This window comes from Pantoea sp. PvP021 (assembly GCF_054056055.1).
This window is the reverse complement of sequence record NZ_JBSRXX010000001.1, coordinates 1,216,776-1,229,567: the sequence shown is the minus strand read 5'-3', so window position 1 is coordinate 1,229,567 and position 12,792 is coordinate 1,216,776. Positions and strand designations below refer to the sequence as shown.

The 12,792-nt window shown below is 58.9% G+C and carries 1 protein-coding gene and 2 pseudogenes; all 3 read left to right on the top strand.

What is annotated here, in order from left to right:
* Nucleotides 1–7 precede the first annotated feature (7 nt).
* Nucleotides 8–1,726, top strand: coding sequence for a ShlB/FhaC/HecB family hemolysin secretion/activation protein (locus tag ACVKSX_RS05615; RefSeq protein WP_354438478.1), 1,719 nt, complete (start codon nucleotides 8–10; stop codon nucleotides 1,724–1,726).
* 39 nt (nucleotides 1,727–1,765) lie between these two features.
* Nucleotides 1,766–9,271 (top strand): annotated as a pseudogene (locus tag ACVKSX_RS05610) (two-partner secretion domain-containing protein); the annotation flags it as partial.
* 36 nt (nucleotides 9,272–9,307) lie between these two features.
* Nucleotides 9,308–12,013 (top strand): annotated as a pseudogene (locus ACVKSX_RS05605) (hemagglutinin repeat-containing protein); the annotation flags it as partial.
* Nucleotides 12,014–12,792 lie beyond the last annotated feature (779 nt).

The window sequence follows — 12,792 nt, the reverse complement described above, 5'->3', positions numbered from 1 at the left end:
ATCGGTTATGCAGCCCCAAAAAAATGGAGTTTTAACAACGCTGGCACCTCTGCTTTGCGCTCTGCTGATTACCACCCTGCCAGTTTGCACTGTGCAGGCGGCACCGGGTGATGAGCAATTACAGCATCAGCAGGAGCAACAAAAAGCGCGTCAGCAGCGGCTGATGCCACAGGTGCCTGATGTGCGTCTCTCAGAAACGGTTCCGGCACCTTCCCACCTGACGTTCCCGCAGGAAACACCCTGTTTTGTTATTCAGCAGGTCAGTCTGTCCGGGCAGGAGGTGCTGCCGCACTGGGTGCCTCTGCAGCGTCTGGCCAGTCAGGCCAATGGTCATTGTCTCGGCGTGAAAGGCATCAGCCAGTTAATGAGCACGCTGCAAAACCGGCTGATCAATCATGGCTGGGTCACTACGCGCGTGCTGGCTCCGCAGCAGGATCTGCGCCAGGGCGTGCTGCAACTTCTGATAGTGCCTGGCAAAATCCGCAGTGTGGAACTGTCACCCTCATCATCCCGCTATGTCAGCCTGTGGCCGACATTACCCGCCCATGCAGGCAATCTGCTGGATTTACGGGATATTGAACAGGGGCTGGAAAACCTGCAGCGTCTGCCGACGGTGGAAGCGCATATGGCGCTCCGTCCAGGCCTCAATCCGGGTGAAAGTGACATCGTGATTGAACGCACGCAGCGCCGTTTCTGGCGACTCGGCGCATGGCTGGATGATTCCGGCACCGAAAGTACCGGGCGCTATCAGAGCGGGATGATGCTGGCGCTGGATAACCCGACCTCTCTCAGCGATCTCTTCTACCTGACCGCCAGTCGCGACCTGGGATTTGCTGGCAGAAAAAGCAGCAAAAGCCTGTCGGGACATTACTCGGTGCCTGTGGGCTACTGGCTGTTTGGCCTTACCGCCAGCGACTACGACTACCATCAGACAGTCGCCGGTTACAGCCGCGATTTTCTCTACGCCGGAAAGAGCCGCTCGCTGGATGTGCAGGCCAGCCGGGTGATCTACCGCAATGCCGCCGCCAAAACCACCGTCAGCGCCGATGTGCTGGTTAAAGAGTCGCGCAACTTCATCAACGACACCGAAATCAGCAGCCAGCAGCGCCGTACCAGCGCATGGCGACTCGGCCTGTCGCACCGGCACTATATCGGTCCGGCGACGCTGGACGCCGGTGTCAGTTATCAGCGTGGTACGCGCTGGTTCGGTGCGCTGCCCGCCTGGGAGGAGTCATATCAGGACTCTACCTATGCCACCGCGCTTTCTAAAATCCTGACCTGGCAGGCGGGACTCACCACGCCGTTCGCGCTGGGAAATCAGCGTTTAAGTTACAACATCCAATATCGTCGCCAGATGAGCAACACCCCGCTGACACCGCAGGATGAGTTCGCGATTGGCAACCGCTGGACGGTGCGCGGTTTTGATGGTGAGCGCACCCTCAGCGCCAGCCGGGGCTGGACCGTTCAGAACACGCTGGCCTGGCAGACGCCGCTGCCCACTCAGGAGCTTTATCTGGGTGCCGACTATGGCGAGGTGGGCGGCAACAGTGCCTCCCAGGGTGGACCTCTGGGACGACATCTGGCGGGCGGCGTCATCGGATTGCGCGGCGCGATCACGCCCGCCAGCCTGAGCTACGACTTTTTTGCCGGGATTCCTCTGTCGAAACCGGACGGCTTCAAAACCGATCCTGTCACCTATGGTTTCAGCGTGAACTGGAACTACTAAACCTTTTATCGATATTGCTGACAATGGACTGTGCGCATTATGAATAAACTCTGCTATCGCCTTATCTTCAACCGGGTTCGCGGCATGCTAATGGTGGTGTCTGACATCACCCGTAGCGGCTATTCAGGTGTTGCCCGAAGCCCGAAGCGCACCTCATATGCAGAGGCGAGGGTGCGGATCTCACCGCTCAGCTTTGCACTCTGGCTGGCAGCGGGCGTGGTCAGTCTGCCGGTGCAGGCCAACATTGTGGCAGACAGCAGCGCGCCGGGCAGCCAGCAGCCTACCGTCATGGCCACCGCAAATGGTCTGCCGCAAATCAACATTCAGACGCCCAATAGCCAGGGTGTTTCCCGCAATCAGTACAGCCAGCTCGACGTTGACGCGCGCGGCGCAATCCTGAACAACAGCCATCAGAACACGGCTACTCAACTGGGTGGCATGGTAGCGGCTAACCCCTGGCTGTCAAAGCAGGAAGCCACGGTTATCCTCAACGAAGTCAACAGCCGTAATCCAAGCCAGCTTAACGGGTTTATCGAAGTAGCCGGTAAACGGGCTGCGGTAGTCATTGCAAACCCGTCAGGCATTACCTGTAACGGCTGCGGATTTATTAACGCCAGCCGCAATACGCTGACCACCGGACAGGCGCTGATTGAAAACGGCCAGCTCAAAGGCTTCGATGTTAATGGCGGCCGAATCAATATCGAAGGTCAGGGCCTGAATGACAGCGATGCTGACTACACCCAGATCATTGCGCAGTCGGTAGCGGTTAACGCAAAAGTTCATGCCCGCGAACTCAATGTGGTCACAGGCAGGAACCAGGTTGCGACCGAAGGTACCGTCACTACGGTGAAAGCGGATAATGGGACGACACGGCCTGAGTTTGCGCTCGACGTCGCAGCTATTGGCGGCATGTATGCCCATAAAATCACCCTGACCGGCACTGAAAAGGGCGTTGGCGTGCGTAATGCCGGTGAACTGGGAGCCAGCGCCGGTGAACTGCACCTGACCGTGGATGGCAGACTGGAGAACAGCGGCACGCTGCAAAGTCAGGCCGCGCTGCAGATCGCCAGCAATGGCGACCAGGAGAACCGCGGCAACATCGTGTCACAGCAGGATGTCACGCTGGCCTCCAGCGGCACGCTGCGCAACAGTGGGCTGGTGAGCGCAGGCCGTAACGCGACGCTCTCCGCCAGCACCATTGAGAGCACCGCTGAAAGTACGCTGGCGGCAGGCGTTGGCGGCAATGAGACGCTGAGCCAGCCCGGTAATTTGCTGCTGACGAGCCAGGGTGAGCTTAAGGCGCGGGGTAAAAACCTGGCGCACGACCAGATTCAGGCGCGGGGCAGCCGGGTCGATCTCGCCGGGAGCCAGACCTCAGCAGATGCCATCGCGCTGACCTCTACGCAGGCGGATATCAGCACCCAGGGCGCCACGGTGGCGGGCCGTACACTCGGGATTCAGGCTGCGACGGCGCTTAACAATGATGACGGCAAACTGGCGGCCGGCAGCCTTGCTGTCGCGGCACAAAACGTCAGTAACAATCGCGGCCTGCTGCGCCAGCAAAACCGCGAAGCCCTGACGATCTCCACGGGGTCGTTGCTCAACAATCAGGGCACGCTGAGCAATGAAGGCGATACCCGGCTGCAGGCAGAGCATATTGAAAACCGCAGCGGGCTCATCGCAGGTAACGGTGACTTACTGCAGCTGGATACGCCATGGCTGGATAATCAGGGCGGCACCGTGCAGCTGGCGGGTAATAACAGCGCGCTGAACCTTAATGCGACTCGTCTGGAGGGTAATCAGGGCAATCTGCTGTCAGCGGGTGCGTTAACGCTCAGCGGCGACAGGCTCGATCTCTCACAGGCACACACCCAGGCAGAGGCGCTGACGCTGACGGCGGGCACGCTGGATCACCGTCAGGGTCTGCTGTCGCAGCGTGGCGCTGGTGAGATGGCGATCGCGGTTTCGGGTGACACAGACAACCGTGGTGGACGGATTGAGAGCGGCGGTAATCTGAATCTTGCCTCAGGTAGCCTGGATAACAGTGGTGGCACGCTGCTGGCTGCGGGCAGCGGCGATCTGCAACTGCAGGTTCAGGAGACCCTGACGAACGCGCAGGGTGCGCTGCAGGCCAGTCGCAATCTGCAACTCACCAGCGCAAGCCTGAATAATCAGCAGGGCCTGATTGCTTCAACTGGCGGTGACGCTGCGCTGATGACCCGTGAGGCTATTGATAACACCCAGGGTCGCATCGAAGCGGGTCAGCAGGTCACTTTGCGCAGTCAGGCGCTGGATAATCAGCGTGGAACCCTGCTCGGCCGCGGCGTGACCATCGACACGCAGCAGGGTGAAATGAACAATACTGGCGGTAACCTGGTCGCCCGTACCGATCTCAGCATTTCCAGCGGGACAACGGACAATCACAGCGGTCTGATCCAGTCAGGCGGCGATCTGACACTTGATACCCACGGACAGGCGCTGATTAACCGTGACAGCGGTAAAGCAGGAATAATCAGCGGTGGCGCACTTGCCCTTAACAGTGGCGACCTGGATAACCAGAACGGCGTCATCGCCGCTGCCTCGGCGGCCAGCATCAGCAGCGGCCTGCTGACCAACATTGACGGCACACTGATGTCTGATGGGGCGCTGACGCTGAAGACCGGCGCGCTCGACAATCAGCGAGGCTTATTACAAGCGGGTCAGGCGCTCTCACTGGATACTCACGGCGCGCAGCTGAACAACAGCGCCAGCGGCGATCGCGGGGGCATTGTGGCGCGCGGCAATCTGCAACTCTCAACCGGAAAGTTAGCCGGTGATCACGGCGTCATTCAGGGACAAAACCTGGTGATCGATACGCAGGGCCAGGCCGCTGATTTCAGGTCTGCTCTGATCAGCGCCAGCGGCGAACTATTGCTGAGCAGTGGCGCGCTGGATAACAGCGGCGGGCGACTGCAGTCCGGCGGTGATATGCAGCTTAATACACACGGAGAGGCGCTGAATAATGCGGCATCAGGCGGCGTTATTGCGGGGGCTAATCTGCATATCAGCAGTGGTGATCTTGATAACAGCACGGGCTCGCTGGTCTCGGCGGGCACTATGCGGCTCACCAGCGGTGGACTGAACAACGTCGATGGGATTATTAATGCCGATCATGGATTAACGCTGGAAAGCAGCAGCGTGGATAACCAGCGCGGCCTGCTTCAGTCGGGTGAGGCGCTGTCCGTCAACACCCAGGGCGGCGAACTGAATAACCGCGACAGCGGCGAACGCGGTGGCATTGTTGCAGGCGGCGATCTGCTGCTCTCCAGCGGCCAGATTGATGGCCGTAGCGGGGTGATGCTGGGACAAAATATTCGCATCGATACTCATCAGCAGACCTTCGACCACCAACAGGGTCAACTGGGTGCTAAAGGCACCCTGCAACTGGATAGCGGACTCCTCAACAACCGGGCAGGCAGGATTGAGTCGGGTGGCGATCTGCAACTGGACACCCACGGCAACAGCCTGATCAACCGTGACAGCGGAGCCGCAGGCGGCCTGTTCAGTGCGGGCATGCTGAAGCTCTACAGCGGCGCATTGGATAATCTGCGCGGCTTCATCACCGGTCATAGCGGCGCGCAGGTTGTGACGGGCGATATCAACAACCAGTCCGGCACGCTGACGGGCGGCAAAGGGCGGCTCGATCTCACCAGCGGGGAGCTGCAAAACCAGGGTGGCCTGTTACAGGCTGGCAGCGACATGACGCTGGACACTCAGGGTCACGCCCTGATCAATCGCGACAGTGGTGACCAGCGCGGTATCGTTGCCCTCAACAGTCTGGATCTGCGCAGCGGGGCAATTGATAACCAGACGGGTTTCATTGCAGCGGGACAGCAGGCATCACTCAGCGCCAGTGAACTGAACAACAGCCAGGGGCAGGTCGCAGGCAATGGCGGGCTGACTTTCAACGGTCAGGCGCTGAACAACAGTGACGGTAAACTGCAGTCGGCGGGGGATATCACCCTCACCACGGCAGGTCAGACGCTGACTAACCAGCGCGGACTTATTGCCGGTGCCGGTAACCTCAATATTGAAAGTGGCGCGCTGGATAACCAGCAGGGACAGATCCAGGGTGGCACCGATCTGACGCTCAATGCGGGACAAAATGCGCTGCTTAATCAGGCGGGCAAACTCCTTTCGGCAGGTACGCTATCGCTGATGGCGGGTCAGTTGAACAACAATGACGGGGTGGTGCAAAGCGTCGGCAACGGCACCCTGTCACTGAGCCAGCAGCTGGATAACCGTAGCGGGATGATTCAGGGCGGCCAGCAGATGACGATCACCACGCCATCGCTGATCAACCGTGATACACGACAGAGCGGTAAAGGCATTGAAGCGGGCAGTTTAACCATCGAAACCGGCACGCTGGACAACAGTCAGGGTGCTCTGCGCGCAAAACAGAGGCTGGCGCTTACCGTGCAACAGGCACTGGATAACGTCAGCGGGCTGATCTCGTCAGCGGATACGCTGACTATTCAGGACTCAGCCCAGGGGCAGGCGCTCGCCATCAACAATCAGCAGGGCACGCTGATTGCTGATAAAGAGGCGCAGATCAACGCAGCTTCCCTGAGTGGCGACGGACAGGTGTTGTCGCAGGGGAATCTTGGCATCACGCTGGCAGGTGATTTCCATAACCTCTCAGAGGTCAAAGCTAACGGCACGCTGCGCCTGACGGCGGGCGGAAACGTGACCAACGATGGCACCCTCGCTGCTCAGCAGGCGCTATTCCTTACCGCGCAAAATATCAGTAATCAGGCAAATGGCGAGATCAGCGGCGGGCAGACCGAAATTACTGCAGCCGACACCCTGAACAATCGCGGTCTGATTGACGGCGGACTGACACACCTGGTTGCGGGCGTCCTGAATAACAGCGGCACCGGCCGTATCTATGGCGATCACATTGCCATTGCGGCTACGCTGCTCAACAACCTCAGTGAAGCGGGCAAAGCAGCGGTGATTGCGGCGCGGCAGCGACTGGATATTGCGGCTGGCACGCTGAACAACCGCGACCATGCGCTGATCTACAGTGATGGCGATCTGCACATTGGCGGCCAGCTGGATGCGAATAATCAGGCCACCGGACAGGGGCAGCAGCTCAACAATGACGGGGCAACAATTGAGGCCGGGCAGGATGCCACGATCAGCATGGCGGAAATCAACAATACCAACCGCCACCTGACCACGCAGGTCGTTACGACCGAAGATAGCCAGCATCACGACGCGGTGCTAAAAGGCCACACCGATCGTTTTGACTGGGCCGACGTGGATACCAGCAAAAAAAACAAATATGGCGTGCACACGGCAAAAATGCCGGATGGCACCAGCGGCAGCGAGTTTTATGAGTATGACTACCGGCGGATAGTGAAAGAAACCCAGATTCTGGAGAGCGATCCGGGCAAGATTCTGTCGGGCGGTAACATGACCTTTAGCGCCGGTCGTCTTAACAACCACGACAGCCAGATTGTCGCGGGTGCTGTGCTCGGCGGTCAGATAGGCGAGCTGAATAATCAGGCGACAAAAGGAACGCGCGTTACCACGGACGACGGGAAATCGGTTCGCTGGTACGCGAAGAAGAAGAAAAAGAAACTGGGTGGAACCAAAACGTCGCAGGGCAAAGATAAGAAAAACTACCGCCCGGCGCCCGTGACGGAAACCATCGATCTGCAAACGCTGAGCTGGCAGGCGAATGCCGCGCCGCAGGGAAATGGCTATCAGACCGGCAACCGCCAGCAGCAGGGCGTCACAGCGCAGGCTGATCGCATCGGCACACCTGCTCTCCAGCAGGCGGTTGCGGCGGTTGCGCTGAGTGCCACGGATAGCGGCAGTGCGTTACTGCCAGCCGGATTACGCTATGACAGTGCGCTGACGCTGGACAAGCTCGGCAGCCTCAAAGACCGGCCACTGCTGTTACCTGCCGGGCAACAATTCTCGCTGACACTGCCAGCAACGGTCGTCGACGGACAGACGATTACGCCGGTGATCCGCGCCGTCTCACCTGACATTCGGCTGCCGGATAACAGCCTTTACCAGCTGCAACCTGGCAGTGACAGCCATTACCTGGTCGAGACCGATCCGCGCTTTGTAAATCAGAAGCAGTGGCTCAGCAGCGACTATATGCAGAACGCTCTGACCACCGACAGCAGCCGGATCCTGAAGCGGCTGGGCGATGGTTATTACGAGCAGCGACTGGTGCGCGATCAGATTATCCAACTGACCGGCAACCGCTATATCAGCGGCTACGGCAGCGATGAAGATCAGTATCGCGGACTGATGAATAATGGGGTAGCCTTCGGCAAAGCCTACGACCTGGAACTCGGTGTGGCGCTGACCCCGGCGCAGATGGCGCTGCTCACCAGCGATATCGTCTGGCTGGTGAATCAGACCGTGACGCTGCCGGATGGCACACAGCAGACCGTGCTGGTACCGCAGGTTTATGCGAAGGTGAAAGAGGGTGACTTAACCGGCGACGGCGCGTTGATCGGGGGCGGTAGCGTGGCGCTGAATGCCCGCAACGACATCACTAATAGCGGGACCATTAAGGGCCGCGACGTGACGCAGCTGACGGCGCAGTCGCTGACCAACAGCGGCTACATCAGCGGCAACACGATCAATCTCACCGCCCGTCAGGATATCACTAACCTGGGCGGCGTCATCAGCGGTGATAAGCAGGTGTCGCTGCTGGCCGGACGGGATATTACCAGCCAGTCAACGCTGCGCGGCGACGGTACCGACCGCTGGATAGATCGTCCGGCCGGTATCTACGTGCAGGGCACCGACGGTGCGCTGACGCTGAGCGCGCTGAACAACATCACCCTGGCCGCCAGCGATATCGGCAACGCCGGAGAGAAGAGCACCACGAAGATTCAGGCGGGCAATGACCTGACGCTCGGCACCCTCAGCACGCAGCACACTGAAAATGACAGCTGGAACAGCAGCAACTACCGTCGCCTGTCACAGCAGAGCGATGCCGGGTCACGCATCACCGCTGGCGGCGCGCTGCAGCTGAGTGCCGGACAGGATATCCGCGCTACGGCAGCGGACGTCACGGCGGGCGGGGCACTGACCGCCAGTGCCGGACGCGACATCGTGCTCAGCGCGGGCAACAGCCGCACCGATCTCACCGAACACAGCAGGCAGTCAAGCAAAGGGCTGCTGTCGGGCAGCAGTCTGGAGACCCACGACGAACTGCACAGCAGCGAGGCGCTCAGTACTACGCTGAGCGGCGACAGCGTCCGGCTTCAGGCGGGCCGCGACATTGCAGTAACTGGCAGCAACGTCGCCGGTACGCAGGATGTGGCGCTGACCGCGGGTAACGATCTTAATCTCAACAGCGCGACCACCAGCCAGAATGATGTGAAGGGTAAACGTGAAACCCATTCAACCGGGCTGGATCGCACGACGCTGACCAGCGGAGGCGATTTAGCACTTCAGGCCGGACGCGATCTCAATAGCCAGGCGGCAGGCATTGCCGCAGACAAAGACGTCACCTTGCAGGCGGGGCGTGATGTCAATCTGCTGGCGGCTGAAACCAGTTCTGGTAATAGCTACAAATCCGGTAAGAAGGTTGAGATTAATGAGTCGGTACGCCAGCAGGGCACTGAAATTGCCAGTGGTGGGAGTACGACGGTTAAAGCGGATCAGGATGTTAACAGTGAAGCGGCTCAGGTTACGGCCAGCGGTAATATCGCAGTGGGTGCCGGACGCGACATCAACCTGACCACCGCCACTGAAAGCGATTATGCCTACAAAGAAGAGACCAAAACCAAAAAAGGATTTTTGAGTAAAAAGACCACGCATACCATCAGCGAAGACAGTGACACCCGTGAAAATGGCACCTTACTGAGCGGCGATAATGTCACGCTTAATGCGGGCAACAATTTACTTGTCCAGGGTTCTCAGGTCGTGGGCGATGGCACGGTAGCGCTCAGGGCCGGTAACAACGTGGATATCGTTGCTGCGACCAACACGGACTCAACCTGGCGTTTTTCGGAAACTAAGAAAAGCGGCCTGATGGGAACCGGTGGCATCGGCATCACTGTAGGCAGTAGTAAATCGGTCCATGACTTACGTGACAAGGGCACCACCCAGAGCCAGAGTGCCAGCACCGTGGGCAGTACGGGCGGTAATGTCAGCATTATTGCGGGCGGACAGGCTCATGTCAGCGGCTCAGATCTGGTGGCGGGACGTGACCTCGCCATTACCGGCGACAGCGTGATCATCGATCCGGGTCATGATAAACGGACTCATGATGAACTGTTTGAGCAGAAGAAGAGCGGGCTGACACTGGCGCTCTCCGGGGTGGTGGGTGAAGCCATTAATAACGCGGTCGCGGCGGCGCAGACATCGAAAAAAGAGAGTGACGGTCGCCTTGCTGCCCTGCAGGCTACCAAAGCCGCGCTTTCAGGCGTGCAGGCCGTGCTGGGCGGGCAACTGGCGGAAGCGAGCGCCGATCCCAACAACGGCCTGGGCGTCAGCCTTTCCCTGACCACACAGAAATCAAAATCGCAGCAGCATCAGGCGTCCGACAGCGTCACCGGATCCACGCTCAATGCCGGTAAGAACCTCTCCATTACCTCTGCCGGTAAGGGCCGTGGCGAGCACAGCGGCGACATTCTTATCGCCGGCAGCCAGCTGAAAGCCGCAGGTGACAGCAGCCTCAATGCTGCCAGGGACATTGTGCTGAGCGGGGCGGCCAACACTCAGGAAAGCAGCGGTAAAAACAGCAGCAGCGGCGGCGGCGTGGGCATCAGTTTTGGTGCCGGACAGGGCAGCGCGGGTATCAGCATTTTTGCCAGCGTTAACGGTGCCAAAGGTAAGGAGAGCGGCAACGGTACGCGCTGGTCTGAAACCACCCTGGACAGCGGCGGCAGGGTAAGCCTGAACAGTGGAAGAGATACCACGCTCAACGGCGCGCAGGTCAGCGGTAATCAGGTGACGGCCGATGTGGGCCGGGATCTGACCATCACCAGCCAGCAGGACAGCGACCGTTACGATTCAAAACAGACCAGCTACGGCGCGGGCGGCAGCTTTACCTTTGGCTCAATGTCGGTGTCCGGCTATGCCAGCGTCAATCAGGACAAAATGCACAGCAACTTTGACAGCGTGCAGGAGCAGAGCGGTATCTATGCCGGTAACGGCGGCTTTGACATCACCGTCGGCAATCATACCCAGCTGAACGGTGCAGTGATTGCCAGCCAGGGCGATGCGGCAGACAACCGTCTGGATACCGGTACGCTCGGCTTCACCGATATCGGCAATGCGGCGGACTACAGGGTCAGCCACAGCGGCGGCAGCATCGCGCTGTCCAGCGGTGGCGGCATGGGTGCGCAGATGCTGTCCAGCGTGGCGTCCAATGCCGCCAGCACGCTGCTGTCGGGCCTGAACAACAACGGCCATGCCGAAGGCACCACGCAGTCGGCGGTGGCAAACGGCACCGTGATCATCCGCGACCGGGTCAACCAGAAGCAGGATGTGGCAGACCTCAGCCGTGACACCGAACATGCCAACGACAGCATCAGTGCGATCTTTGACAAAGAGAAAGAGCAGAAGCGGCTTCAGACGGCTCAGTTAGCCGGTGAAATCAGCGGTCAGATGACAAATATCGTCACGACCATGGGCGATATCAAAGGGCTTGAGAAGGCGCAGAGTGCGAAGAACGCTGAGACGCTGCCCGCCGGAGCAACTGAAAAACAGCGGGGAGAGTGGCTGGAGAAAATGCGTGATTCGCCAGAGTATCAGGCGGAGATGAAGCAGTGGGGTATTGGCAGTACATCTCAGAAGGTCGCACAGACGGTCGGCAGCATCCTGACGGGGCTGGTGACCGGCAATGCAGGCCAGGCGGTCGCAGGCGGCCTTAATCCGTGGGCAGCTCAGCTGATTAAGAAGGAAACGACCGACGCTTCCGGCAACGTTGACGTGGCAACCAATGCCATGGCACATGCGGTGTGGGGTGCGGTATCATCGCAGATGTCCGGGGGAAGTGCGGCGGCCGGTGCGGCGGGCGCGTTCAGCGGCGAGCTTGCCACACGCTATATTGCAGAGAAGTACTGGGGCGCGGACACGCCAGAGAAGATAGCGGCGCTGGGACAGGAAGACCGCGAGCAGCTGAGCCTGCTCGGCACGCTGGCGGCAGGACTGGCGGGCGGCATGGCGGGCAACAGCAGTGCTGCGGCGACGAGTGGCGCGATTGCCGGGAAAAATGCGGTGGAGAATAACTTCCTGGGCGCGACCTCTTCCGTCAAACTCGACAAAGCCGTTGAGAAAATTAAGAACGGCGATAAATCGCTGGCTGCCGCAAATGAACTGCTGAAGCTGGAAAATGCCGATAAGCGCAGTGATGCGCTGGTCTCCAAATTCACCAAAGACCCTTCGCAGATGAACAGCACTGAACGCGCTGAACTGGCGGGTTATCTGCGGGTTTATGCTGCTGAAATGGAGATTGAATATGGCGCAGCAGTCTCGCAGGAACTGGTTAAAGGCATGCTGTCGGGGCAGGATTATATAAAACGCAATCCTGACTCAGAAGCGATGTCCAAAGCGCAGACCATTATGAATACCTGGGGTTATCATAAATCGAATGCAAGTATTGGAGATACACCGCTGATATTTGGTGGCAGTGTACTGGGTACCACAATAAAAGAAGGAATGGCGCTTAATGCGGCAATTGGTGTGGGCGTTAATACAGGTGTTCAACTTACTGGAAAAGATCCGTTCAGTTATGTGGATGCGATTATGGCTGGGGTGACAGCAGCCGCTACGACGGGTAAAGGAATCGGCGCATCTGCGGGAATAAATATGGGGGGAGCGGCTATCGGAAGCGGAATAAAAGGGGAAAATCCGACTAATTCTATGGTAGGTGCAGGAGCGGGTACTATCATTGGTGGTGTCGGAGGAGAAGTAATAAAAGGAGCTGTCTCAAAACTCGGAAAAGATACTGTATCTGATTTAACAGGTGCAGTTATCGGTGGTTACATCAGTGAGAAATCAGGAAATGCTGTAAAAGATACTCTTGATAAGAAGGATAATGC